Source organism: Pseudomonas sp. Irchel 3E19, assembly GCF_900187585.1.
Taxonomy (GTDB): domain Bacteria; phylum Pseudomonadota; class Gammaproteobacteria; order Pseudomonadales; family Pseudomonadaceae; genus Aquipseudomonas; species Aquipseudomonas baetica.
Map to the genome: position 1 here is coordinate 108,332 of NZ_FYDT01000007.1, position 25,928 is coordinate 134,259.

Below are 25,928 nucleotides of genomic sequence, written 5' to 3' on the forward strand. Positions count from 1 at the left end.
CTTGTGGGAGCGAGCCTGCTCGCGAAAGCGGTGTATCAGCCAACATAAATGTTGAATGACACATCGTATTCGCGAGCAGGCTCGCTCCCACAGGGATAGGGGATTACTTGAGATTATTCGGCGTTGCACAACGCCAGGCAGTTATCCAGCATGCGGTTGGAGAAGCCCCACTCGTTGTCATACCAGGCCAGCACTTTCAGCAGTTTGCCGCTGGATTTGGTGTGGTTGGCGTCGAAAATCGACGACAGCGGGTTGTGGTTGAAGTCGCTGGAAACCAGCGGCAAGGTGTTGTAGCCCAAAATTTTCGAATGCTGGCTGGCCGCTTTCAGCAGGGCATTCACTTCCTCGGCGGTGGCTTCTTTCTTCAGATGAACGGTCAGATCCACCAGCGACACATTGATCACCGGCACGCGCACGGCCATGCCGGTCAGCTTGCCCGCCAGGTCCGGCAGCACCAGGCCTACCGCTTCAGCGGCGCCGGTCTTGCTCGGGATCATGTTCTGCGTGGCCGAACGCGCGCGGTACGGGTCGGTGTGATAGACGTCGGTCAGGTTCTGGTCGTTGGTGTAGGCGTGGATGGTGGTCATCAAACCGCTTTCGATGCCCAGCTCACGGTGCAGCACTTGCGCGACAGGCGCCAGGCAGTTGGTGGTGCACGAAGCGTTGGAGATGATCTGATGCGACTGGCGCAGAATGTCGTGGTTCACACCGTAAACCACGGTGGCGTCGGCACCTTTGGCCGGGGCCGAGATGATCACTTTGCGTGCGCCGGCAGTAATATGCGCAGCGGCTTTGGCACGGTCGGTGAACAGACCGGTGCATTCGAACACCACATCGATTTTTTCCGCAGCCCAGGGCAGCTCGGCCGGGTTGCGAATGGCGCTGACTGAAATGCGGTCGCCATTGACAGTCAGGCTCTCGTTGTCATGCTCGACTTGTGCATCGAATGTGCCGTGAACGGTGTCGTATTTGAGCAGATGCGCGTTGATCGAGCTGTCGCCCAGATCGTTGATGGCGACGATCTGCAAATCCTGTCGATAGCCTTGGGTATACAGTGCGCGCAGGACATTACGGCCGATGCGGCCAAAACCATTGATTGCAATTCGAAGAGTCATGGAACAGCGCCGCCGTCGTTTTGTTGTTGGAATTACAAGATTATTCGCATAAAAATAGAAAACAAGCCTTTTTAGTGGCAATATTTTGTTTTATCTACAACGAGTGACCTGAATCAACTGGTCCGAATGGTCAAAAAAGCCGTCTGTCATTCCGATAACAACGGCGTTTGATCAGCATAGACAATCAGGTCGCCACATCCGTTAGCCTGGAGTTCTACACATGCATCCCCGCGTTCTTGAGGTCACCGAACGGCTTATCGCCCGCAGCCGCGCCACGCGTCAGGCTTACCTTGCACTGATTCGCGGCGCCGCCACTGACGGCCCGATGCGCGGCAAGCTGCAATGCGCCAACTTCGCCCATGGCGTGGCCGGGTGTGGCAGCGAAGACAAGCACAGCCTGCGGATGATGAACTCGGCGAACATCGCCATTGTTTCTTCCTATAACGACATGCTCTCGGCGCATCAGCCGTACGAAGTCTTTCCTGAACAAATCAAGAACGCCCTGCGCGAAATCGGTTCGGTCGGCCAATTCGCCGGCGGTACACCGGCGATGTGCGACGGCGTGACCCAGGGCGAGCCGGGCATGGAACTGAGCCTGCCGAGCCGCGAAGTCATCGCCATGTCCACGGCAGTGGCGCTGTCGCACAACATGTTCGATGGCGCGCTGATGCTCGGCATCTGCGACAAGATCGTGCCGGGCCTGATGATGGGCTCGCTGCGTTTCGGTCATCTGCCGACGATTTTCGTCCCGGGCGGGCCGATGGTTTCGGGGATTTCCAACAAGGAAAAAGCCGACGTGCGGCAGAAGTACGCTGAAGGCAAGGCGACCCGCGAAGAGCTGCTGGAATCGGAGATGAAGTCCTACCATAGCCCGGGCACCTGCACCTTCTACGGCACCGCCAACACCAACCAGTTGCTGATGGAAGTCATGGGCCTGCACTTGCCGGGCGCGTCTTTCGTCAACCCGAACACGCCGCTGCGTGATGCCCTGACCCGCGAAGCCGCGCATCAGGTCACGCGCCTGACCAAACAGAATGGCAACTTCATGCCGATCGGCGAAATCGTCGACGAGAAGTCGCTGGTCAACTCGATCGTCGCGTTGCACGCCACCGGCGGTTCGACCAACCACACCCTGCACATGCCGGCCATCGCCATGGCGGCGGGCATTCAACTGACCTGGCAGGACATGGCCGACCTCTCCGAAGTCGTGCCGACCCTGAGTCACGTCTACCCGAACGGCAAAGCCGACATCAACCACTTCCAGGCCGCTGGCGGCATGTCCTTCCTGATCCGCGAACTGCTCGCTGCGGGCTTGCTGCACGAAGACGTCAACACCGTGCTTGGCCACGGCTTGAGCAAATACACCAAAGAGCCGTTTCTCGATAACGGTCAACTGGTGTGGCGTGAAGGCCCGGTCGACAGCCTCGACGAAAACATCCTGCGTCCAGTCGCCCGCGCGTTCTCGGCGGAGGGCGGTCTGCGCGTAATGGAAGGCAACCTTGGTCGCGGCGTGATGAAAGTCTCGGCCGTGGCCCTGGAAAACCAGATCGTCGAAGCACCGGCCATGGTGTTCCAGGATCAGCAGGATCTGGCCGATGCGTTCAAGGCCGGTTTGCTGGAGAAGGATTTTGTCGCGGTGATGCGCTTCCAGGGCCCGCGCTCCAACGGCATGCCCGAGCTGCACAAGATGACGCCGTTCCTCGGCGTGCTGCAGGATCGCGGCTTCAAAGTCGCACTGGTGACCGACGGGCGCATGTCCGGCGCCTCGGGGAAAATCCCGGCGGCGATCCACGTCAGTCCTGAAGCTTATGTCGGCGGCGCTTTGGCGCGCGTGCAAGAGGGCGATATCATCCGCGTCGATGGCGTCAAAGGTACTTTGGAACTCAAAGTGGACGCCGAAGAATTTGCCGCGCGCGAACCTGCCAAAGGCCTGTTGGGCAACAACATCGGCAGCGGTCGCGAACTGTTCGGCTTCATGCGTTTGGCCTTCAGCTCGGCGGAGCAGGGGGCCAGCGCCTTCACTTCTGCCCTGGAGACGCTTAATTGAAACTGGCTTTGGTCGGTGACATCGGAGGCACCAACGCGCGGTTTGCGTTGTGGAAAAATCAGCAGCTCGAATCGATTCAAGTGCTGGCCACGGCCGACCACGCCAGCCCGGAGGAGGCGATCAGCCTTTACCTGAGCGGGCTGGGTCTGGCGCCAGGTTCGATCGGTTCGGTGTGCCTGTCGGTGGCAGGTCCCGTCAGCGGTGATGAATTCAAGTTCACCAATAACCATTGGCGTTTGAGCCGCACGGCGTTTTGCAAAACCTTGCAGGTCGAACAGTTGTTGCTGGTCAACGACTTCTCGGCGATGGCGCTGGGCATGACCCGTTTGCAGCCCGACGAATTCCGCGTGGTCTGCGCAGGCACGCCGGAGCCGTTGCGTCCGGCGGTGGTGATCGGCCCGGGCACTGGCCTTGGCGTCGGCACCTTGCTCGATCTCGGTGAAGGTCGTTTTGCTGCTTTGCCGGGGGAGGGCGGTCACGTCGATCTGCCGTTGAGCAGTCCGCGTGAAACCCAGCTGTGGCAGCACATCCATAACGAGATCGGCCATGTCAGCGCGGAAACTGCGTTGAGCGGTGGTGGTTTGCCACGGGTTTACCGGGCGATCTGCGCAGTGGACGGGCATGAGCCGACACTCGATACGCCGGAAGCGATTACGGCGGCAGGCCTTGCGGGTGATCCGATAGCATTGGAAGTGCTGGAACAGTTCTGCTGCTGGCTGGGGCGTGTCGCGGGCAACAACGTGCTGACCACTGGCGGTCGGGGTGGGGTGTACATCGTCGGTGGCGTGATTCCACGCTTTGCCGATTTCTTCGTCGAAAGCGGTTTTGCCCGTAGCTTCGCTGACAAAGGTTGCATGAGCGATTACTTCAAGGGCATTCCGGTGTGGTTGGTGACGGCGCCGTATTCTGGCCTTGTCGGTGCCGGTGTGGCTTTGGACCAATCAATCCCGACCTGAAATACGGTAAAAATTGTGGGAGCGGGCTTGCTCGCGAAAGAGGTGTATCAGAGACATCAAGGTGACTGACACACCGCTTTCGCGAGCAAGCCCGCTCCCACAGTGGTTCTGTGGTGTTTGTAAGTTCGATGCTTAAGGCATAATCCGCCCCAATTCCAACAACAAGGATGCCTTCGAAGTGAGCTCAGTCAACAAGTCGATATTGTTGGTCGATGACGACCAGGAAATACGCGAGTTGCTGGAAACCTACCTGACCCGCGCCGGGTTTCAGGTGCGGGCCACAGCCGATGGCGCCAGTTTCCGTCAGGCACTCAACGAGGCGCCGAGCGATCTGGTGATCCTCGATGTCATGCTCCCCGACGAAGACGGCTTCAGCCTCTGCCGTTGGGTGCGCCAGCATCCGCGTCAGGCGCAGGTGCCGATCATCATGCTCACCGCCAGTTCTGACGAAGCTGACCGCGTGATTGGTCTGGAACTCGGCGCCGACGACTACCTCGGCAAACCTTTCAGCCCTCGTGAACTGCAAGCCCGGATCAAGGCCCTGCTGCGCCGCGCGCAATTCGGTCAGGAACGCAGCGGCAGCGAAGTGCTGGCCTTCGACGATTGGCGGCTGGACATGGTCAGCCATCGCCTGTTCCACACTGACGGTGAAGAAGTGATTCTCTCCGGCGCCGATTTCGCCCTGCTGAAACTGTTCCTCGACCACCCGCAGGAAATCCTCGACCGCGACACCATTGGCAACGCCACCCGTGGACGCGATCTGATGCCGCTCGATCGGATCGTCGACATGGCCGTCAGCCGCTTGCGCCAACGCCTGCGTGACACGGAAAAACCGCCTCGGCTGATCCGCACCGTGCGCGGCAGCGGCTACCAACTGGCAGCCAACGTGGTTGCCGGCAATGGTCACTGAGTCGCTGCGCAAACTCGCCGCCAGGGTGCCGGTGCCACGCTCACTGCTTGGGCGGATGTTGCTGCTGACCTTGCTGGCGGTGTTGTTCGCGCAAACCTTGTCGAGCGTGATCTGGGTTTCGCAACTACGCGCCACCCAACTCGAAGGGCTGGTCACCAGCGCTCGCAGCCTTGCCCACTCGATGACCGCCAGCGTCAGTTATTTTCGTTCGTTGCCGGTGGCCTATCGGCCGCTTGTGCTTGATCAATTGCGCAGCATGGGCGGCACGCGGTTTGTCGTAACACTCAACGACAAACCGCTGGGTATGGACGTGCTGCCGGTCACCCCGCGTAAAGCTGCGGTGATGAAAGCGGTTGACGAAGTGCTGCGTCAATCGCTCGGCCATGACACCGACATCTCGGTGACCTTCGTCAGCCCCGAGGATCTGCGCATCTTCAATGCCGGGCTGAAACTCGATGAGCTGCCGCGTTCCTGGGCGCATTACGCGTTGACCCTGGAGCCGGTGAATCCACCGGTGCTGGTCACGCAGATTCAGATGGCGCCGGGCGAATGGCTGTACATCGCCTCGCTGTTGCCCGAGCCCTACACCAGCCTTGAAGAGCAAGGCCTGCCTTCGCAGCAGGTGTGGTTTATCGTGCTCACCAGCGGCTTTTTGCTGTTGTTCATCGGTTTGCTGGTGCACTGGCAGAGCCGGCCGCTCAAGCGTCTGGCCCGCGCGGCGCGGGACCTGTCGCTGGGCGCCGACGTCGAACCGGTGGCCGAGGGCGGCGGCAGTGAAGTGGTCGAAGTGGGGCGTGCGTTCAACACCATGCGCGAGCGTATCAGCCGTTACCTGACCGAGCGCAGCCAGTTGTTCAGTGCGATTTCCCACGACTTGCGCACGCCGATCACCCGCCTGCGTCTGCGCGTCGAACTGCTGGAAGACGAACAACTGCAAACCAAATTCGGCCGCGATCTGGATGAGCTGGAACTGCTGGTCAAAGGCGCGCTGCAATGCGTGAAGGACACCGATATTCACGAGAACATCGAACCGGTGGATCTCAACCATGTGCTCGACTGTCTGGTGGAGCCATACCTGGCGCCCAACGGCAATGGCCGCGTGACCCAGCATGGCCGGGCGCTGGCAGCGTATCCGGGCAAGCCTCTGGCGTTGAAACGCTGCATCGGCAACCTGATCGACAACGCCTTGAAGTACGGGCAGAACGCGCATTTGCATATCGATGACGATGAAAGTGCGTTTGTCCTGCACGTCGACGATGAAGGCCCGGGCGTGCCGGAGCAGCGGCTGGAGCAGGTGTTTGAGCCGCACTTCAGGTTGGCGGGGCAGCAGCAGGGGTATGGGCTTGGCCTCGGGATTGCGCGCAACATTGCCCACAGTCATGGCGGTGAGGTGACGTTGCAGAATTTGCGCGAGGGTGGGTTGCGGGTGACGTTGCAACTGCCGCGCAGTGTTGACTAGTCAGACCGCGTTAACGTTCTTCGCGAGCAGGCTCGCTCCCACATTCGACCGTGTTCCAACTGAAGGAATGCGGTCGAATGTGGGAGCGGGCTTGCTCGCGAAGGCGTCAGAAGCATCAATGTAAAGTCACGGGTCGGTGACAAACCCCGTCCCCTTCGTTACAAGCCCACCCCGGCCTGTTGTTTAGACTCCCCGCAGTCATAACAACAAAAAAGGCCACCCATGGATCTCTTCCACCCAGGCTTCAGCAGTTGGCTGAATGCCCCTGCCCACCAGCAATGGCTCGCCGCCGAAGGCGTGCGCCTGCTGGATTTCGCCAAGGCTGCAAAGCTGCCTGAAGGCTTCGGCAACCTCGACGAACGCGGCCAGTTGCCGGCGCACGCGCAGGCCGAAACCATGAACACCGCGCGCATGACCCACAGCTTCGCCATGGCCCACATCCAAGGGTTGCCGGGGTTCGCGGCGCTGGTCGATCACGGCATCGCGGCGTTGCGCGGGCCGTTGCGGGATGCGCTGCACGGTGGCTGGTTTGCAGTGGCTGAACACCGCGATGGCAACACCGGCAAGAACGCCTACCTGCACGCGTTCGTCGCACTGGCGGCGAGTTCTGCCGTGGTCGCGCAACGTCCCGGTGCCCAGGCTTTGCTGGATGACGCGATCGACATCATCGACACCTATTTCTGGAGTGAAGAAGAGGGCTCCATGCGCGAATTCTTCAACCGCGACTGGAGCGAAGAAGAAGCCTATCGCGGCGCCAACAGCAACATGCACGCCACCGAAGCGTTCCTCGCCCTGGCCGATGTCACGGAAGATCCGCGTTGGCTGATACGTGCGCAACGCATTGTCGAGCGTGTGATCCACGGTCACGCCGCCGCCAACGGTTACATGGTCATCGAGCATTTCGACCGAAACTGGCAGCCGCTGCGCGAATACAACCAGGACAATCCGGCCGACGGTTTCCGCCCTTACGGCACCACGCCGGGCCACGGTTTCGAGTGGGCGCGGCTGTTGCTGCACCTCGAAGCGGCGCGGGTTCAGGCAGGCATGCTGACGCCAGGCTGGCTGGCCACCGACGCGCAAAAACTGTTCGAACACAATTGCCGCCACGGCTGGGACGTCGATGGTGCACCGGGCGTCGTCTACACCCTCGACTGGAACAACCAAGCCGTGGTCCGCCATCGCCTGCACTGGACGCACGCCGAGGCCAGCGCCGCCGCCAGCGCCTTGCTCAAGCGCACCGGCGATGCGCAATACGAAACCTGGTACCGGCTGTTCTGGGAATTTTGCGACGTGAATTTCATCGACCGCAGCAACGGCAGCTGGCACCACGAACTCGACCCGCAAAACCGCCCAAGTGCCGATATCTGGCCGGGCAAACCTGATCTGTATCACGCCTGGCAAGCCGTGCTGATTCCTCGTCTACCCTTGTCGCCTAGTATGGCAACGGCTCTGGCGCAATGGTCCCGGCGCTCTCCTGTGTAACCATGTCGTGACATTCGCGCGTCCCTTCGTTACCTGCGAAGGGAATCGCCCTGTTTAAACTCCTGTGCAGCGCAAGCACCAGACTTGCAATGCATAACAACAAGAAAGGTACATCTCAGATGAATGCGATTTCTCGCCTCGCTACTGTCATTTCTGTCGCCTCCCTGTTCCCGCTCGCAATTCTGCCTCTCAGTGTTTCCGCTGCCGAATCCAAAGGTTCGGTGGAAGTCGTGCACTGGTGGACGTCCGGTGGCGAAAAAGCTGCCGTTGATGTGCTCAAGGCCCAAGTCGAAAAAGACGGCTTCACCTGGAAAGACGGTGCTGTCGCCGGTGGTGGCGGTGCGACTGCCATGACCGTGCTGAAAAGCCGTGCCGTAGCCGGCAATCCACCGGGCGTTGCCCAGATCAAAGGCCCGGACATCCAGGAATGGGCGTCGACCGGTCTGCTCGACACCGACGTGCTGAAAGACGTCGCCAAAGAAGAGAAGTGGGACAGCCTGCTCGACAAGAAAGTCTCCGATACCGTCAAGTACGACGGTGATTACGTGGCCGTGCCGGTGAACATTCACCGCGTGAACTGGCTGTGGATCAACCCGGAAGTCTTCAAGAAAGCCGGCATCGAAAAAGCCCCGACCACCCTCGAAGAATTCTACGCCGCTGGCGACAAGCTGAAGGCGGCGGGCTTCATCCCGCTGGCCCACGGCGGTCAACCATGGCAGGACAGCACCGTGTTCGAAGCCGTGGTGCTGTCGGTCATGGGTGTTGATGGCTACAAAAAAGCCCTGGTCGATCTGGATAACAAAGCGCTGACCGGCCCGGAAATGGTCAAGGCCTTGACCGAGCTGAAGAAAGTCGCGACCTACATGGACGCTGACGGCAAAGGCCAGGACTGGAACCTGGAAGCGGCCAAAGTCATCAACGGCAAGGCCGGCATGCAGATCATGGGTGACTGGGCCAAGTCCGAATGGACTGCCGCGAAGAAAATCGCCGGCAAGGATTACCAGTGCGTAGCTTTCCCGGGCACCGACAAGGCGTTCACCTACAACATCGACTCCCTCGCTGTGTTCAAGCAGAAAGACGCCGGCACTGCCGCGGGTCAGAAGGACATTGCCAAAGTCGTGCTGGGTGAAAACTTCCAGAAAGTCTTCAGCATCAACAAAGGCTCGATCCCGGTACGTATCGACATGTTGAACGACATGGAGAAACTCGGTTTCGACTCCTGCGCACAGACCGCTGCCAAGGACTTCCTGGCCGACGCCAAGTCCGGCGGTTTGCAGCCGAGCATGGCGCACAACATGGCGACCACGCTGGCCGTGCAAGGCGCGTTCTTTGACGTAGTGACCAACTACATCAACGACCCGAAAGCCGACCCGGCTGACACCGCCAAGAAACTCGGCGCGGCGATCAAGTCGGCCAAATAACCAAAAGCAGGCTCGAACCCTGTGGGAGCGAGCCTGCTCGCGAAAGCGGTGTGTCAGTTAACCGATGTGTCGACTGATACCACGCCTTCGCGAGCAGGCTCGCTCCCACCAGGGAATGCCTTTGTCATCTTATTCTGGATTTCCCCATGAGTTCTGTTGCTGTGTTCAGCAAAGCCTCGCCGTTCGATGCATTGCAACGCTGGCTACCGAAACTGGTGCTGGCGCCGAGCATGTTCATCGTGCTGGTGGGCTTCTATGGCTACATCCTGTGGACGTTCGTGCTGTCGTTCACGACCTCGACGTTCCTGCCCAACTACAAGTGGGCCGGTCTGGCGCAGTATCAGCGGCTGTTCGACAACGACCGCTGGTGGGTCGCGAGCAAGAACCTCGCGTTGTTCGGCGGCATGTTCATCGGCATCACCCTGGTGATCGGTGTGCTGCTGGCAGTGTTCCTCGACCAGCGTATCCGCCGCGAAGGTTTCATCCGCACCATTTACCTGTACCCGATGGCGCTCTCGATGATCGTGACCGGTACCGCGTGGAAATGGCTGCTCAACCCAGGCATGGGCCTGGACAAATTGTTGCGTGACTGGGGCTGGGAAGGCTTCCGTCTGGACTGGCTGATCGACCCGGATCGCGTGGTCTACTGCCTGGTGATTGCCGCTGTCTGGCAAGCCTCGGGCTTCATCATGGCGATGTTCCTCGCCGGCCTGCGTGGCGTTGATCAATCGATCATCCGTGCGGCGCAGATCGACGGCGCGAGCATGCCGACCATCTACTGGAAAGTGGTGCTGCCAAGCCTGCGTCCGGTGTTCTTCAGTGCGGTGATGATTCTGGCGCACATCGCAATCAAGAGCTTCGACCTGGTCGCGGCAATGACTGCCGGTGGCCCGGGTTACTCCTCCGATTTGCCGGCGATGTTCATGTACTCGTTCACCTTCAGTCGCGGCCAGATGGGCATGGGCTCGGCCAGTGCGATTCTGATGCTCGGTGCGATTCTCGCGATCATCGTGCCTTACCTGTACTCCGAGCTGAGGACCAAGCGTAATGACTAGTCTCGCTGCCAAACCTGCGATCAGCCTGAGTCGCATCGCGATCTACGCGGTGCTGATCCTCGCCGTTCTGCTTTATCTGGTGCCGCTGGTGGTCATGTTGCTGACCAGCTTCAAGACCCCGGAAGACATCAGCACCGGCAACCTGCTGAGCTGGCCGACCGTGGTCAGCGGCATCGGCTGGGTCAAGGCCTGGGCCACGGTTGACGGGTACTTCTGGAACTCGATCAAGATCACCGTGCCGGCCGTAATCATCTCCACCGCCATTGGTGCGTTGAACGGTTATGTGCTGTCGTTCTGGCGCTTCCGGGGTTCGCAGTTGTTCTTTGGTCTGCTGTTGTTCGGCTGCTTCCTGCCGTTCCAGACCGTGCTGCTGCCAGCCTCGTTCACCCTCGGCAAGATGGGTCTGGCCAGCACCACCACCGGCCTGGTGTTTATCCACGTGGTTTACGGTCTGGCGTTCACCACGCTGTTCTTCCGTAACTACTACGTGAGCATTCCCGATGCACTGGTGAAGGCCGCACGTCTGGATGGCGCGGGTTTCTTCACGATTTTCCGCCGGATCATTCTGCCGATGTCGACGCCGATCATCATGGTCTGCCTGATCTGGCAATTCACCCAGATCTGGAACGACTTCCTGTTCGGTGTGGTGTTCTCCAGCGGTGATTCGCAACCGATCACCGTGGCGCTGAACAACCTGGTCAACACCAGCACCGGCGCCAAGGAATACAACGTGGATATGGCAGCGGCGATGATCGCCGGCCTGCCGACCCTGCTGGTCTATGTGGTCGCAGGCAAGTATTTCGTGCGCGGGCTGACGGCCGGCGCAGTCAAGGGGTAATCATGGCTACGCTCGAACTTCGCAACGTAAACAAAACCTATGGTGCCGGCCTGCCGGACACCCTGAAGAACATCGAACTGTCGATCAAGGACGGTGAGTTCCTGATCCTGGTCGGCCCGTCGGGCTGCGGCAAATCGACCCTGATGAACTGCATCGCGGGTCTGGAAACCATCACCGGCGGCGCGATCATGATCGGTGACCAGGACGTCAGCGGCATGAGCCCCAAGGATCGCGACATCGCCATGGTGTTCCAGTCCTACGCGCTGTACCCGACCATGAGCGTGCGCGAGAACATCGAGTTCGGCCTGAAGATTCGCAAGATGCCTCAAGCGGCGATCGACGAAGAAGTCGCCCGCGTGGCCAAGCTGTTGCAGATCGAACACCTGCTCAATCGCAAGCCGGGCCAGCTCTCCGGTGGTCAGCAACAGCGCGTGGCGATGGGCCGTGCGCTGGCGCGTCGGCCGAAGATTTATCTGTTCGATGAACCGCTGTCCAACCTCGACGCGAAGCTGCGCGTCGAGATGCGCACCGAAATGAAACTGATGCACCAGCGCCTGAAAACCACCACGGTCTACGTGACCCACGACCAGATCGAAGCGATGACCCTAGGCGACAAGGTTGCGGTGATGAAGGACGGCATCATCCAGCAGTTCGGCACGCCGAAAGAGATCTACAACAACCCGGCCAACCTGTTCGTGGCGAGCTTCATCGGTTCGCCGCCGATGAACTTCATTCCGCTGCGCCTGCAACGCAAGGACGGTCGTCTGCTGGCGCTGCTCGACAGCGGCCAGGCGCGTTGCGAGTTGCCGATGGGCATGCAGGACGCCGGGCTGGAAGATCGCGAAGTGATTCTCGGCCTGCGCCCGGAGCAGATTGTTCTGGCGAACGGCGAGGGCAATGGCCTGCCGAGTATTCGCGCTGAAGTGCAGGTCACCGAGCCGACCGGTCCGGACACGCTGGTATTCGTCAACCTGAACGACACCAAGGTCTGCTGCCGACTCGCACCGGATGTGGCGCCACAGGTGGGCGAGAGCCTGACGCTGCAATTCGATCCGTCGAAAGTGTTGTTGTTCGATGCCAAGACTGGCGAACGGTTGGGTGTTGCCGGTCAACCACAGACCGATGCGCGGTCTGCGAACGTGGCGCAATTCAAAGGCCGCTGAGGAACAAATGTGGGAGCGGGCTTGCTCGCGAAAGCGCAGTGTCAGGCAACACATGTACTGACTGACACGACGCCTTCGCGAGCAAGCCCGCTCCCACAGGGGAGCACGCGGTGAATGGCCTGTCATTCGCCGCACTTTATGTAAACCGCGTTAGATAAAAACAGTTAATAACAATAAAGACGAGGAAGTAGGGATGAAAATGAAACACGTCAATGCCCGGTTGATCTGCCAAGTGTCAGCTGCGGCGGCATTGGTGCTGGCCGGTAATGCAATGGCTGCCGATGCCTTCAGTTCCGATTCCAAATGGATGACCGGCGACTGGGGTGGCGAGCGGACCAAGCTGATCGAGCAAGGTATCGACATCAAGGCCGACTACGTTGGCGAAGTCGGAGGCAACCTGAACGGTGGCTACAACGACGACAAGACCGCGCGTTACGCCGACCAGTTTGGCCTGGGCGTGGCACTGGATCTGCAAAAACTGTGGGGCTGGGATAACACCCAGGCCAAGATCCAGCTGACCAACCGTAACGGCTACAACATCTCCAACGACCGCGTGGGCGATCCGCGTGCCGGCACCTTGTCTTCCTCACAGGAAGTCTACGGTCGTGGCCACATGGTGCGTCTGACCCAGTTGTGGATTCAGCACCAGTTCTTCGACAACAAGCTCGACGTCAAGGCCGGTTACTTCGGTGAAGGCGAAGACTTCAACACCTTCCCGTGCGACTTCCAGAACCTGGCGTTCTGCGGTTCCCAAGTGGGTAACTGGGCGACCAACATCTGGTACAACTGGCCCGTCAGCCAGGCCGCGATCCGCGTGAAGTACAACATCAACGACGAGCTCTACGCGCAGATCGGTGCGTACAACCAGAACCCGTCGCAGCTGGAACACGGCAACGGCTTCAAGCTCAGCGGCAGCGGCACCAAAGGTACCGTTCTTCCGGTTGAATTGGTCTGGTCGCCGAAGGTCAACAGCCTGCCTGGCGAATACCGTGTCGGTTACTACAAGAGTACGGCCGATGCCGACGACGTTCGTGAAGACGTCAACGGTTTCGACGCCGCCACCACTGGCGACGCTTATAAAACCCACAACAGCAAAAGCGGCTACTGGTTCGTGGCGCAACAGCAACTCACCAGCCACAACGGTGATGCCTCGCGCGGTCTGAACATCGCGGCCAACGCCACCTTCCACGACAAGGACACCAACTTCATCGACAACTACCAGTCGGTGATGTTTGTCTACAAAGGCCCGTTCGACGCGCGTCCGAAGGATGACGTCGGTATCGGCGCGGCGCGTATCCACGTCAACGATGACGTGAAGAAAAATGCCGAGCTGCTGAACGTTTCCAACGGTGTTTCGGATTACGACAATCCGGTGTTCTCGCCGATTCGTGAAACCGAATACAACTACGAGATCAACTACGGCTTCCACGTCACCAACTGGCTGACCGTGCGTCCTAACCTGCAATACATCACTCACCCAGGCGGTGTGGATGAAGTGGACAACGCTTTGGTCGCCGGCCTGAAAATTCAGTCTACGTTCTAACGCGTCTGCGATAAGCTCCTCTCTATGTGCGCATATTTGCGGACAGCCCAGGCTGTCCGCTTTTTTTTGGGGGGCGGCGCGCCCCTGTGAAAGACGAGTTCAGGATCGTGGCAAATGCATGAGCATCCGCTACAACGCTTCTTCAAATCCCTGCGTGAACAACCGGTGTTCGCCTGGGAGCGCTATCAGATGCGCGACGTTCTGGTGATCGATCACCCGCTGTGTCAGGCGGTGTTCAGTCGTCAGGGTGCGCAGTTGCTGCACTTTCAGCCACGCGGGCAAAAACCGTGGTTGTGGTGTGCGGCGAAGTGGCCGCATGTCGGCGCCATTCGTGGTGGTGTGCCGGTGTGCTGGCCGTGGTATGGCCGCCATCCTAGCGAAAACGCGTGGCCGTCCCATGGCTGGGCGCGTTTGCTTGACTGGAAACTGCTCGACAGCAGCCATGCCGAAGACGGTGTACGCCTGCACTGGCAATTACAGCTGTGCGACTGGCAGGTTGATCTGCACGCGCACCTTGGCGAACGCATGGAATTGCGCCTGAGCACCGAGCATCAGGACGACATGCCGTGCCAGTTGAGTCAGGCTTTGCACGCTTACTGGCGTATTGGCGATGTCGGTGAGATAGCGCTGTCTGGGCTCGAAGGCGCGCAAGGTTATGACCAGTTGAACCGCCAGGTTTGTCAGCAGGAGGGCGAGTTGCGGGTCGATGGAGGCTGTCAGCGGGTATTCCAGCATGACGGCGAATTGCAGCTCAAGGATCACGCCTGGCAGCGCGAGTTGTGCATCGATACCGGTGACAGTGGCGATACGGTGGTGTGGCATCCGGGATCGCGGCCGTTGTTGGGCGTGAGTTGGGATGAGGTGACGGAGTTTGTGTGTGTGGAGGCGGCGGCGGGGGGCACTGACAGCCTGCATCTGGCGCCGGGGGAGAAGGCGCATTTGAGTTTGCAGGCGTGGGCAGCGGCCTGATTCGGAATCTTGTGGTGAATCGGCTGGCCCCTTCGCGAGCAAGCCCGCTCCCACAGGGGAATGCATTCCAAATGTGGGCGCGGGCTTGCTCGCGAAGAGGCCGGATCAGTCAGCCGAGATCGCGGATCAGTTGAACTCGTCCCCCACCGGATACCGGCTCGCATTCAAGCTCTCTTTGATCTTGCGCAGATGCGGCTGGAAATCCACCCCGCGACGTAGCGTCATCCCCGTCGCCAGCACATCCAGCACGGTCAACTGAATGATCCGCGAGGTCATCGGCATATAAATGTCGGTGTCTTCCGGCAGCGGAATATTCAGGCTCAACGTACTGGCCTTGGCCAGTGGCGAATTCTCCGCCGTCAGCCCCAGCACCGAAGCACCGTTCTCGCGAGCAATACGCGCCACTTCCACCAGCTCACGGGTGCGGCCGGTGTAGGAAATGATCACGAACAACTCGCCGGTGTGCGCCACTGAAGCAATCATCCGCTGCATCAGCACATCGGCATGCGCCGTCACCGCCAGGTTGAAACGGAAGAACTTGTGCTGCGCATCCAGCGCCACCGGTGCCGAAGCGCCGAGGCCGAAGAAGTGGATCTGACGGGCCTGAATCAACAGGTCGACGGCGCGGCTGACCAGATTCGGGTCCAGCGCCTGGCAAGCGCTGTCCAAGGACGCGATGGCGCTGCCGAAAATCTTTTGCGTGTACGCCTCGGGATTGTCGTCGGCCTCGACCGCGCGGCTGACATACGCCGCACCACTGGCCAGGCTCTGGGCCAGTTGCAGCTTGAGCTCGGGGTAACCGCTGACGCCGAACGAACGGCAGAAACGGTTGACCGTCGGTTCGCTCACCTTTGCTGCCTGGGCGAGGGCGGCGATGCTGAAGCGGGTGGCCTGCTGCGGGTTGAGCAGGATCACCTCGGCGACTTTGCGTTCGGCCTTGTTCAGGTCTTCAAGGCGACTCTGGATCTGTTCCAGTAAATTTCGCACGCGGTCCATATGGAATTCCTAATTCACCTGCGCAAAGGTGCGCCGGGCTATGCAAATTGGGCCTTTGATATGGCCCGTAACGGTGGCCTATCCTACTGATGGCTCCGACCGACCACCACACGGAATCTGTATTTTGCGAAAATGTTGTGGTTATTACTACATTTTCCCTTGAGTGATGCCTTGAAAAAAGGTATTTGTAGCTTAACTTGATAAAAGAACAAACATCATGCCTTCGATTACGGTTGAACCGTGCACCTTTGCCTTGTTCGGCGCTCTGGGCGATCTGGCCCTGCGCAAGTTGTTTCCTGCCCTTTATCACCTTGATGGCGCCGACCTGCTGCACGAGGACACGCGCATCATCGCGTTGGCCCGTGAAGACGGTACCGAGCAGCAGCATCTGGCATTCATCGCCGCTGAGCTGCGTCGCTACGTCGGCAAAGAACTGAACGAAGCCGTCGCCGAGCGCTTCCTGGCGCGCCTGACTTACCTGCACGTCGACTTCCTCAAGGCTGAAGATTATGTCGCGCTGGCCGAACTGGCCGGCAATACGCAACGCATGATTGCCTACTTCGCCACCCCGGCGGCGGTGTACGGCGCGATCTGCGAGAACCTGGCGAAAGTCGGTCTGGCGGAAAACACCCGCGTGGTGCTGGAAAAGCCGATCGGCTCCGATCTGGAATCCTCGCGCAAAGTGAATGACGCCGTGGCGCAGTTCTTCCCGGAGAACCGCACCTACCGCATCGACCACTACCTGGGCAAAGAGACCGTTCAAAACCTGATCGCCCTGCGTTTCGCCAACAGCCTGTTCGAAACCCAGTGGAACCAGAATTACATCTCCCACGTGGAAATCACCGTGGCCGAGAAGGTCGGCATCGAAGGCCGTTGGGGTTACTTCGACAAGGCCGGCCAGCTGCGCGACATGATCCAGAATCACCTGCTGCAACTGCTCTGCCTGATTGCCATGGACCCGCCGGCCGACCTGTCCGCCGACAGCATCCGTGACGAAAAGGTAAAAGTGCTCAAGGCCCTCGCGCCGATCAGCCCGGAAGGCCTGACCACCCAGGTTGTGCGCGGCCAGTACATCGCCGGCCACAGCGAAGGCAAATCCGTACCGGGCTATCTGGAAGAACCGAATTCCAACACCCAGAGCGACACCGAAACCTTCGTCGCCCTGCGTGCCGACATCCGCAACTGGCGCTGGGCTGGTGTGCCGTTCTACTTGCGTACCGGCAAGCGCATGCCGCAGAAGCTGTCGCAGATCGTCATCCACTTCAAGGAACCGTCGCACTACATCTTCGCCCCCGAGCAGCGCCTGCAGATCAGCAACAAACTGATCATCCGCCTGCAACCGGACGAAGGCATTTCCTTGCGCGTGATGACCAAAGAGCAGGGCCTGGACAAAGGCATGCAACTGCGCAGCGGCCCGCTGCAACTGAATTTCTCCGACACCTGGCGTAGCGCGCGGATCCCCGATGCCTACGAGCGGTTGTTGCTGGAAGTGATGAACGGCAATCAGAACCTGTTTGTCCGTAAAGATGAAATCGAAGCCGCGTGGAAGTGGTGTGACCAGCTGATTGCCGGGTGGAAAAAATCCGGTGACGCGCCCAAGCCGTATGCGGCCGGGTCGTGGGGGCCGATGAGCTCCATTGCACTGATCACGCGGGACGGGAGGTCGTGGTATGGCGATATCTGATGTGAAACTGCCGGCGGGCGTAAATGCCCACGAATTCAAGAGCCCGGTGCTGTTGGCCGAAGGTCTGGCGCTGAACGTGGCCAAGCAACTGAGCGATGCCATCGCTGCACGCGGCAACGCGGTGCTGGTGGTCTCTGGCGGTCGCAGCCCGGTGGCGTTTTTCCAGCACCTGGCCAAGCAGGAACTGGACTGGTCGAAGGTCGTCGTGACCCTCGCCGACGAGCGTTGGGTGCCGGTCGAGCACGCCGACAGCAATGCCGGTCTGCTCAAGCAGTATCTGCTCAAAGGCCCGGCGGCCAAGGCACAGTTCCTCAGCCTCTATAGCGCGGCGGCCAACGTCGAGCAGGCTGCTGAACAGGCTGATCGCTTGCTCGCCGAATTGCCGCCGATTGACGTGCTGGTGTTGGGCATGGGCGATGACGGCCACACGGCTTCGCTGTTCCCCGACAGCCCGAACCTCGCCGAAGCGCTGCAGGCTGATGGCACGCGCCGTTGCTGGCCGATGCTGGCACCGAGCGTGCCGCGTCAGCGCCTGACCATGAGCCGTGCGCTGCTGGCCTCGGCCAAACACAAGATTCTGTCGATTTCCGGTCAATCGAAACTGACCACCCTGAATGCCGCACTGGCATCCGACGTCGCTGCCATGCCGGTGCGCGCGTTTCTGCAACCTACGTTAGAGATTTACTGGTGCCCATGAGCCAAGGAACAGCCGCTATGACAACCCCATCCCCGACCGTTTCCATGGCGGACAAAGTTGCCCTGATCGACAGCCTCTGCGCGAAGGCGCGGATCCTGCCGGTGATCACCATCGCCCGTGAACAGGACGTGCTGCCACTGGCCGACGCTCTGGCCGCGGGTGGCCTGACCGCGCTGGAAGTGACCCTACGTTCGCAGTTCGGCCTCAAGGCGATTCAGATCCTGCGCGACCAGCGTCCGGAACTGATGACCGGTGCCGGCACCGTGCTTGATCGCAACATGCTCGCAGCGGCCGAAGCGGCGGGTTCGCAATTCATCGTCACCCCGGGCATCACCCGTGACCTGCTCGAAGCCAGCGTCGACAGCCCGATTCCGCTGTTGCCGGGCATCAGCAACGCCTCCGGCATCATGGAAGGCTACGGTCTGGGTTATCGCCGCTTCAAGCTGTTCCCGGCTGAAGTCAGCGGTGGCGTCGCAGCCATCAAAGCCCTCGGCGGCCCGTTTGGCGAAGTGAAATTCTGCCCGACCGGTGGCGTGGGCCCGGCCAATATCAAGAGCTACATGGCGCTGAAAAACGTCATGTGCGTGGGCGGTAGCTGGATGCTGGATCCGGAGTGGATCAAGAACGGCGACTGGGCCCGCATTCAGGAATGCACCGCCGAGGCGCTGGCGCTGCTGGACTGATCGCTTTACCCGACACTTCGTTGTGTGTTCTACGGCTTTACGGTGCGCTTGGTCGGTGCACCGTTTTTTTTGCCCGAAACAAACGCAGACCTCTGTAGCAACTGTCGAGTGCAACGAGGCGGCTCCTACAGATGTGTCTCGTTACGCTGCGATACATAGTTACCGCACGGCGTTTTTTCCGTGGCGCTAATCTGCGTTCATCTTATGGAAGAGAGGAACGTGTCATGGATCGAGATCCTGCATCACCATCGCCGCAACCGGTGTATCAACTCGCCCCGGAGCAAATTGCCGGGCCGTATTTCCGTAATCCCAAATTGTTGCGGCGCAATATCAGCGAAGGCGCAGAGGGCCTCCCGCTGATCTTGCGTCTGACCATCGTCGATGCCATGACCGGCGAGCCGGTGAGCGGCGCACTGGTCGATATCTGGCATTGCAATGCACGAGGGGCTTATTCGGGCTGGAGCCGGCTCAATCCGGATCTGGAGGTCGATGCCGAGGCCATCGGCTCGATCCCGCGCACCGACGACGATACTTACCTGCGCGGCAGCCAGTTCTGTGATCACAAGGGGCGCGTGCGGTTCACCACGATCTATCCCGGGTTTTACGCGGGCCGCGCCTTGCATATTCATGTGGCGGTGCGCATCGTTACCGGCAGCGAATATCTGGAAGAGCGCTACGTGGCCTGGGTCGGCCAGTTATATTTCCCCGAGGTGGTGTCACGTTCGGTGCTCAATGCCAAAGCCTATCGTGGTCGAGCGTCCTTGCCGTTGAACAACGCCGAAGACAGCTTCTACGCCGGCATGGCCGGCGAGGCTTCGACACTGTCGGTCTGGCCGATCGGCCGCGACTCTCACGAGGACGGCTACTTCGGCCACCTGACCATTGGCATCGATACGTTCGCAGTGTCGTCGCAGATCAAACCCGAGGACTTCGACAAGTACACCGTCTAAGCGGACTAACGCAGCTCGTTGAGCGCGCGGGTCAACAACTGCATGTCAGCGGCGGTAGTGGTCAGCCCTGGTGTAATGCGGATGCAAGGCCCGCACGCCGCGCCGGTGCGCACCACGCTGAACAGGTTGTAGTCGTTGAGCAGGCGCTCGGCCATTGCCTGTTGATCATCGCGGCGCGTAAAGCGCATCGAGGTGATGCCGCAGTACAGTCGCGGATCATCCGGGGTCATCACCTCGATGCCCGGCAGATGCCGTACAGCGCTGACCCACAAATTGCGCAGGTAATTGAGCCGTGCGCCTTTGGCCGCGGCGCCGCCGAGTGATCGGTGTTCCTCGAACACCAGCGGCAGCGTCATCAGCGCCGGAATGTTTGGCGTGCTGTACGAGGTGCGTGCGCGGATGTCGTTGCCCGGATAGTGCATTTCACCCATGTCCGGGTCGATGTCGGCCAGACGCTGCGGCGAGATGTAGAGGAAGCCAAGGGTCAGCGGTGCGCCGATCCACTTGTGCAGGTTGTAACCGGCGAACGCGATGCCCAGCGCTTCGAGGTCGAACTCGATCTGGCCCAGTGCGTGGGCACCATCGAGAATGATGTCGATGCCATGTTCCCTGGCCAGCGCGGCGATGGCCTGTACCGGCATCACCAGACCGGTGCGGTGGGTGACGTGGGTCAGGGCCATCAGTTTGAGTTTCGGGTGGCCGATGAACGCTTCACGATAAGTATCGAGCAGGCTGTCGAAACTGGCCGGATGCGCATGGCTGATCTCGATCACCTCCGCCCCGCGATGATGCGCCAGCCAGCGCATGGCGCCTTTGACCGTGTCGTACTCGAGGTCGCAGATCAGCACCTGATCGCCCGGTTGCAGGCGGTTGTAATTGCGGATCAACGACAGCAGGCCTTCGGTGGCATTGCGGGTGAAGGCCACGCTCTGCGCGCGTACGCCGATCAACTCGGCAAGCTGTGCGCGAATATCGAGGCTATCGTGCTGTTCGAAGCGCTGACGCACATACACCGAATTGCTGGTGTTGATCAGTTCGATGTTGCGCTGATACTCCTCGATCACCGTGCGCGACATGCGCCCGAAGTAACCATTTTCCAGATTTACGGGGCCGGGTTGAACGTCGTAGCGGTCGGCGAAGGTTTGCCAGAAAGCTTCATCACGGGCACGGCGGGTGTTGTCGGGCATGGTCGACTTGCTCTTGAGGAGGAGGGCGCTTCAGTGGCGCGGGGCGGGTTTGCCATGTTTGGCGCGCAGCGGTTCGAGCAAATCCGAGAGGCCGTTGTGATCGATTTCCTGCATCAGCGCGAGCAAGCCACCCAGTTCGCCATGCGGAAAACCTTCGCGGGCAAACCAGTTCAGATAAGGACCCGGCAGGTCGGCAATGATCCGTCCTTTGTATTTGCCGAAGGGCATTTCGCGGGTGATCAGCAGTTCGAGTTTTTCAGGGTTCATCGATTTTCGTCTGGATTCAAATCAAACTGGAAAATACAGGCATTCTGCATGCAGGCCAAATGACAGATCATGCAAATAACCGTGATACAGATAGTTCATTTATCTTTAAGTTGTTGATAAATAACGATTTATTTCAAAATAAAAAGCTGGCACGCACACTGCAATATCCCTTGCATCTTCCATCGATCGCAAGGAATTGAAAAATGACTGACATGAATAAAGAAGCCATCTCTGTACTCAATGACCTGATTGAAACCAGCAAGGATGGTCAGGAAGGGTTCAAGACTTGTGCAGAAGACATTAAGCATCCAGAACTGAAAACCCTGTTCGCGACTCGCTCTGCTGACTGCGCTACTGCCGCAGCTGAACTGCAAGCGGAAGTGCGTAAGCTGGGCGGTGATCCAGAAACCTCCACCAGCGTCAGCGGTGACCTGCATCGTCGTTGGGTAGACGTCAAAGCCATGTTCACCGGTAAAGACGAAGAAGCAGTGCTCAACGAAGCCGAGCGTGGTGAAGATCACGCGCTGAAGGCTTATCGTGAAGCCATCGAAAAAATCAGCAAGCACAATCTGGTGGGTATTCGTGACCTGGTTGAACGTCAATACCACGGCGTACAGCGCAACCATGACCAGGTGAAAGCCCTGCGTAACCAGGCTCGCGCACGCTCGTAAGCCAGGCTGGAAAAATTGTGGGAGCGGGCTTGCTCGCGAAAGCGGTGTGTCATGCAACGATGATGTTGCTGACCCGACCCCTTCGCGAGCAAGCCCGCTCCCACATTTGTTTTTTGTGTACCTGAAGATTAGCCGATGCTGATCGCCGGCAATGTCGGCAAGGTCACGGTTTGCTGTTTACGTGGCGCGAGAATTTCAGCCTCGCCATCCACCACCAACTCATCACGCTGGTTGAACACGCGAGTCGCAATGCGCACGCGAAACTTCGGCAGCTTCTCGAGAATTTCCAGACGCACTGTCAGGGTGTCACCGATTTTCACGGGCTTTTGAAAGCTCATCTGCTGACCGATATAGATCGTACCCGGACCAGGCAGCTCGCAAGCCACCGCAGCGCTGATCAGCGCACCGCTGAACATGCCGTGGGCGATGCGCTCCTTGAACATGCTGGCGGCAGCGAACTCGGCGTCCAGGTGCACCGGATTGTGGTCGCCGGACATGGCGGCAAACAGCTGGATGTCACGCTCTTCGACGGTCTTGCTGTAGCTGGCGGTCTGGCCGACTTCGAGGGCTTCGTAAGGGATGTTGGTAACTTGGGTCATCGGTCTTGATTCCTGTGACGGATTAAATGAATCCACAAAAAGTTATTCGCTGCGGTGAGGGCGGGGATGGCTCAGGGCCTGGTCGATCCAGGTCAGCACATCGGCGATCACTTCGTCGCGGTTGGTTTCGTTGAACAATTCGTGCCGCGCCTGCGGGTAGATCTTCAGTTGCAGGTTCTGGCTGCCGGCCGTGCGCAAGGCATTGGCCAGATCTGTCAGACGCTTGCCTTCGCTCACCGGATCACATTCGCCGCCGATCACCAGCAGCGGCAGGCCCGGGGCAATCTGGGCGAGAGTGGACGCTTTGCTGATCTGCTGCAAGCCGCCGAGCAAGTCGATCCACAGTTGATTGGTGCAGCGAAAACCGCACAGCGGGTCATTGGCATATTTGTCGACTTCGACCGGATCGCGGCTGAGCCAGTCGAACGGGGTGCGCACCGGTTTGAATTTTTTGTTGAACGAGCCGAACGACAACCACTCGATCAACGCGCTGCGTCCCTTGTCGCCTTGGCGCAGTTTCTCCAGGCGAGCGATCTGTCGCGCAGCACCGTAGAGCGCCACCGGTTGAAAGTTCGAACCACTGAGAATCGCCCCGTGCAGGCTGGCGCTGTGATGCAGCAGATAACCTTGAGCAAGGTAGCTGCCCATGCTGTGGCCGAGCAGGATGATGGGGACGCCGGGATGCTGCTGGCCGATGTATTGATTAAGACTGGCCAGGTCACCGACGACTTTGCACCAACCGTCGTCGTCGGCGAAATGCCCGAGGGTACCGTTGTCGGCGGTTCTGCCATGTCCACGCAAATCCGGGGCGTACACACCGTAACCTTTGTCGCAAAACGTGTCGGCCAACCGCGCGTAGCGGCCGCTGTGTTCCGCCATGCCATGGGCCAGCAGAATCACCGCTTTCAACGGCGCGGCCGGCAACCACTGATTGACGAAGAGGCGGCTGCGGTCACTGGCGTCCAGCCATAGGGTTTGGTGGATCATGGCGATTCCTTTGCTATGGGTCGAAGCATTGTATAGCGCATCTGTCGCTTGTCGTCCGATCAGCCCACGCCACGGCGTGAAGATTCACACGATCAATGACGACATCGCCCATATTTGCCTCAATGGCCATAACTGCTAGTGTCCGTGAAGCTCCGCGTTTTGCTTTCTGCTTTCAATGCATGAAGGAGAAATGACAGAAACGCGGCCCCGGATCGGCTCAGGTAAAGAGGACAAGAACAATGCAACCTGATTTCTGGAATGACAAACGCCCGGCCGGCGTACCGCTGGACATCGACATGGGTGAGTTCAAGTCGGTGATCGAAGTGTTTGAGCGTTCCTGCAAGAAGTTCGCCGATCGCCCCGCGTTCAGCAACATGGGCGTCACCCTGACTTACGCCGAACTCGAACGCCAGAGCGCCGCCTTTGCCGGTTATCTGCAAGCACATACCGATCTGGTACCTGGGGATCGCATCGCGGTGCAGATGCCTAACGTGCTGCATTACCCGATTGCCGTGTTCGGTGCGTTGCGCGCCGGGCTGATCGTGGTCAACACCAATCCGCTGTACACCGCGCGAGAGATGCGCCATCAGTTCAAGGACTCCGGCGCGCGGGCGCTGGTGTATCTGAACATGTTCGGTCAGAAAGTCCAGGAAGTGCTGGCCGACACCGATATTCAATACCTGATCGAGGCGAAGATGGGCGACCTGATGCCCACCGCCAAGGGCTGGCTGGTCAATACAGTGGTCAGCAAAGTGAAGAAAATGGTGCCCGAGTATTCGCTGCCCCAGGCGATCTCCTTCAAGAGCGCGTTACGCATGGGCCGGGGCCTGGGCATCAAGCCGCTGAAGGTCGGCCTCGACGACATCGCGGTGTTGCAGTACACCGGCGGCACCACCGGGCTGGCCAAAGGGGCAATGCTCACCCACGGCAATCTGGTGGCGAACATGCAGCAAGTACGTGCCTGCCTTGCACAGTTGGGCCCGGATGGGCAGCCGCTGTTGCGCGAAGGGCAGGAGGTGATGATCGCGCCACTGCCGCTGTACCACATCTATGCCTTCACCGCGAATTGCATGTGCATGATGGTCTCGGGCAACCATAACGTGCTGATCACCAACCCGCGTGACATTGCCGGGTTCATCAAGGAGCTCAAGAACTGGAAGTTTTCCGCACTGCTGGGGCTTAACACCCTGTTTGTCGCGCTGATGGATCACCCGGACTTCAAGACCCTGGATTTCTCCACGTTGAAACTCACCAACTCCGGCGGCACAGCGTTGGTCAAAGCCACGGCCGAGCGTTGGGAGCAGATCACCGGTTGCCGTATCACTGAAGGCTATGGCCTGACCGAAACCTCGCCGGTGGCCTGCACCAATCCGTATGGCGATCAATCGCGTCTGGGCACGGTTGGCCTGCCAGTGCCGGGGACGCTGCTCAAAGTCATCAATGATGATGGCGTCGAGCAGCCGCTGGGTGAACGTGGCGAGCTGTGCATCAAAGGCCCGCAGATCATGAAGGGCTACTGGCAAAAACCTGAAGCCACCGCCGAAGTGCTGGACGCCGAGGGCTGGTTCAAATCCGGCGACATCGCAGTGATTGACCCGGATGGTTTTGTGCGCATCGTCGATCGCAAAAAGGACATGATCATCGTCTCCGGTTTCAACGTGTACCCCAACGAAATCGAAGACGTGGTCATGGCCCACCCGAAAGTCGCCAACTGCGCGGTGATCGGCGTGCCGGACGAGCGTTCGGGCGAGGCGGTGAAGCTGTTTGTAGTGGCGCGGGAAAGCGGCGTGAGCCTTGAAGAGCTGAAGGCTTACTGCAAAGAAAACTTCACCGCCTACAAAGTGCCCAAGCACATCGTATTGCGTGAGTCGTTGCCGATGACGCCGGTCGGCAAGATTCTGCGGCGCGAGTTGCGCGATATCGCCTAAGGATTAGAAGCGAAAAGATCGCAGCCTGCGGCAGCGCCTACAGGAAACGCATTCCAATGTAGGCGCTGCTGCCAGCTGCGATCTTTTGCTTTGTAGGCCCGGAAAATCAGGCGTTTCAGGGTGATATAGGATTTTTGCTCTAAAATGACTGCTGGCAAGTCTTGAGTCATAAATGTGACTGTTCGGGCCACTTTTGGCTCTGGTCGACCCTCGGCAAAGCTGCTACTCTCGGCGCGCTTTGTGACGTCTCGGCCTCTGTAAAGCCAGATTCACCAATACAAAACACACACCAATAATAATCGCATCAAATGCGGTGAAGAA

Annotated in this window: 24 protein-coding genes; 17 read left to right on the forward strand and 7 right to left on the reverse strand. The window is 59.5% G+C overall.

What is annotated here, in order from left to right:
- Positions 1-113: 113 nt before the first annotated feature.
- Complete coding sequence (gene gap, locus CKW18_RS06790; RefSeq protein ID WP_095188047.1) at positions 114-1,115, reverse strand: type I glyceraldehyde-3-phosphate dehydrogenase; 1,002 nt, start codon at positions 1,113-1,115, stop codon at positions 114-116.
- Positions 1,116-1,335: 220 nt separating this feature from the next.
- Between gap and edd the strand changes: the two genes are divergently transcribed.
- From edd to CKW18_RS06845, 11 genes are all read left to right on the forward strand, one after another.
- A complete protein-coding gene (gene edd / locus CKW18_RS06795) occupies positions 1,336-3,162 on the forward strand; it encodes a phosphogluconate dehydratase (RefSeq protein ID WP_095188048.1) in 1,827 nt (608 codons plus the stop codon).
- A complete protein-coding gene (locus CKW18_RS06800) occupies positions 3,159-4,118 on the forward strand; it encodes a glucokinase (protein WP_095188049.1) in 960 nt (319 codons plus the stop codon). The genes edd and CKW18_RS06800 overlap by 4 nt, the downstream gene beginning before the upstream one ends.
- A 178-nt stretch (positions 4,119-4,296) precedes the next feature.
- Positions 4,297-5,028 (forward strand): response regulator, encoded by a 732-nt coding sequence (locus CKW18_RS06805; protein ID WP_042560610.1) that lies wholly within the window; start codon positions 4,297-4,299, stop codon positions 5,026-5,028.
- Positions 5,018-6,487, forward strand: coding sequence for an ATP-binding protein (locus tag CKW18_RS06810; protein ID WP_095188050.1), 1,470 nt, complete (start codon positions 5,018-5,020; stop codon positions 6,485-6,487). The genes CKW18_RS06805 and CKW18_RS06810 overlap by 11 nt, the downstream gene beginning before the upstream one ends.
- Positions 6,488-6,709: 222 nt before the next feature.
- Entirely contained in the window at positions 6,710-7,969 is a 1,260-nt protein-coding gene (locus tag CKW18_RS06815; RefSeq protein ID WP_095188051.1) for an AGE family epimerase/isomerase, read from the forward strand.
- A 119-nt stretch (positions 7,970-8,088) separates the two neighbouring features.
- Positions 8,089-9,390, forward strand: coding sequence for an ABC transporter substrate-binding protein (locus tag CKW18_RS06820; protein ID WP_095188052.1), 1,302 nt, complete (start codon positions 8,089-8,091; stop codon positions 9,388-9,390).
- A gap of 146 nt (positions 9,391-9,536) precedes the next feature.
- Positions 9,537-10,445, forward strand: a complete 909-nt coding sequence (locus CKW18_RS06825) for a carbohydrate ABC transporter permease (protein WP_095188053.1) — start codon at positions 9,537-9,539, stop codon at positions 10,443-10,445.
- A complete protein-coding gene (locus tag CKW18_RS06830) occupies positions 10,438-11,283 on the forward strand; it encodes a carbohydrate ABC transporter permease (RefSeq protein ID WP_007917872.1) in 846 nt (281 codons plus the stop codon). The genes CKW18_RS06825 and CKW18_RS06830 overlap by 8 nt, the downstream gene beginning before the upstream one ends.
- Positions 11,284-11,285: 2 nt before the next feature.
- On the forward strand, positions 11,286-12,446 hold the full coding sequence (locus tag CKW18_RS06835) for an ABC transporter ATP-binding protein (protein WP_095188054.1): 1,161 nt from the start codon (positions 11,286-11,288) through the stop codon (positions 12,444-12,446).
- Between the two features lie 193 nt (positions 12,447-12,639).
- Positions 12,640-13,989 (forward strand): carbohydrate porin, encoded by a 1,350-nt coding sequence (locus CKW18_RS06840; protein ID WP_095188055.1) that lies wholly within the window; start codon positions 12,640-12,642, stop codon positions 13,987-13,989.
- 114 nt (positions 13,990-14,103) lie between these two features.
- On the forward strand, positions 14,104-14,958 hold the full coding sequence (locus CKW18_RS06845) for a D-hexose-6-phosphate mutarotase (protein ID WP_095188056.1): 855 nt from the start codon (positions 14,104-14,106) through the stop codon (positions 14,956-14,958).
- Between the two features lie 126 nt (positions 14,959-15,084).
- Here the strand turns inward: CKW18_RS06845 and CKW18_RS06850 are convergent, their stop codons facing one another.
- On the reverse strand, positions 15,085-15,945 hold the full coding sequence (locus CKW18_RS06850) for a MurR/RpiR family transcriptional regulator (protein WP_170947228.1): 861 nt from the start codon (positions 15,943-15,945) through the stop codon (positions 15,085-15,087).
- Between the two features lie 226 nt (positions 15,946-16,171).
- On the opposite strand from CKW18_RS06850, the gene zwf reads away from it, so the two are divergent.
- The 4 genes from zwf to CKW18_RS06870 all read left to right on the forward strand — a co-directional run bounded on the left by zwf (position 16,172) and on the right by CKW18_RS06870 (position 19,968).
- Positions 16,172-17,638 (forward strand): glucose-6-phosphate dehydrogenase, encoded by a 1,467-nt coding sequence (zwf, locus tag CKW18_RS06855; RefSeq protein ID WP_095188058.1) that lies wholly within the window; start codon positions 16,172-16,174, stop codon positions 17,636-17,638.
- The gene (pgl, locus tag CKW18_RS06860) at positions 17,625-18,335 is read left to right on the forward strand and encodes a 6-phosphogluconolactonase (RefSeq protein ID WP_095188059.1); all 711 of its coding nucleotides are present in this window, start codon (positions 17,625-17,627) and stop codon (positions 18,333-18,335) included. The genes zwf and pgl overlap by 14 nt, the downstream gene beginning before the upstream one ends.
- Before the next feature lie 17 nt (positions 18,336-18,352).
- Positions 18,353-19,018 (forward strand): bifunctional 4-hydroxy-2-oxoglutarate aldolase/2-dehydro-3-deoxy-phosphogluconate aldolase, encoded by a 666-nt coding sequence (locus CKW18_RS06865; RefSeq protein WP_008082815.1) that lies wholly within the window; start codon positions 18,353-18,355, stop codon positions 19,016-19,018.
- Between the two features lie 224 nt (positions 19,019-19,242).
- Positions 19,243-19,968, forward strand: coding sequence for an intradiol ring-cleavage dioxygenase (locus CKW18_RS06870; RefSeq protein ID WP_095188060.1), 726 nt, complete (start codon positions 19,243-19,245; stop codon positions 19,966-19,968).
- Between the two features lie 5 nt (positions 19,969-19,973).
- On the opposite strand, the gene CKW18_RS06875 is transcribed toward CKW18_RS06870, so the two are convergent.
- Entirely contained in the window at positions 19,974-21,155 is a 1,182-nt protein-coding gene (locus CKW18_RS06875; protein ID WP_095188061.1) for an aminotransferase class V-fold PLP-dependent enzyme, read from the reverse strand.
- 30 nt (positions 21,156-21,185) lie between these two features.
- Positions 21,186-21,422, reverse strand: coding sequence for a DUF3820 family protein (locus CKW18_RS06880; protein WP_003227425.1), 237 nt, complete (start codon positions 21,420-21,422; stop codon positions 21,186-21,188).
- 203 nt (positions 21,423-21,625) lie between these two features.
- Here CKW18_RS06880 and CKW18_RS06885 point away from each other — a divergent pair, with 203 nt between their 5' ends.
- Positions 21,626-22,093 (forward strand): PA2169 family four-helix-bundle protein, encoded by a 468-nt coding sequence (locus tag CKW18_RS06885; protein ID WP_095188062.1) that lies wholly within the window; start codon positions 21,626-21,628, stop codon positions 22,091-22,093.
- Between the two features lie 128 nt (positions 22,094-22,221).
- On the opposite strand, the gene CKW18_RS06890 is transcribed toward CKW18_RS06885, so the two are convergent.
- Positions 22,222-22,692, reverse strand: coding sequence for a MaoC family dehydratase (locus tag CKW18_RS06890; protein WP_003227420.1), 471 nt, complete (start codon positions 22,690-22,692; stop codon positions 22,222-22,224).
- Positions 22,693-22,734: 42 nt separating this feature from the next.
- Positions 22,735-23,679 (reverse strand): alpha/beta hydrolase, encoded by a 945-nt coding sequence (locus tag CKW18_RS06895; protein ID WP_095188063.1) that lies wholly within the window; start codon positions 23,677-23,679, stop codon positions 22,735-22,737.
- A 239-nt stretch (positions 23,680-23,918) separates the two neighbouring features.
- Between CKW18_RS06895 and fadD2 the strand changes: the two genes are divergently transcribed.
- Positions 23,919-25,607 carry a long-chain-fatty-acid--CoA ligase FadD2 gene (gene fadD2, locus CKW18_RS06900; RefSeq protein WP_095188064.1) on the forward strand — a complete coding sequence of 563 codons (1,689 nt, stop codon included), beginning with the start codon at positions 23,919-23,921 and terminating at the stop codon, positions 25,605-25,607.
- Here the strand turns inward: fadD2 and CKW18_RS30520 are convergent.
- Positions 25,604-25,777, reverse strand: coding sequence for a hypothetical protein (locus CKW18_RS30520; RefSeq protein ID WP_170947225.1), 174 nt, complete (start codon positions 25,775-25,777; stop codon positions 25,604-25,606). The two genes, fadD2 and CKW18_RS30520, sit on opposite strands and share 4 nt — an antisense overlap.
- Between the last annotated feature and the right edge of the window lie 151 nt (positions 25,778-25,928).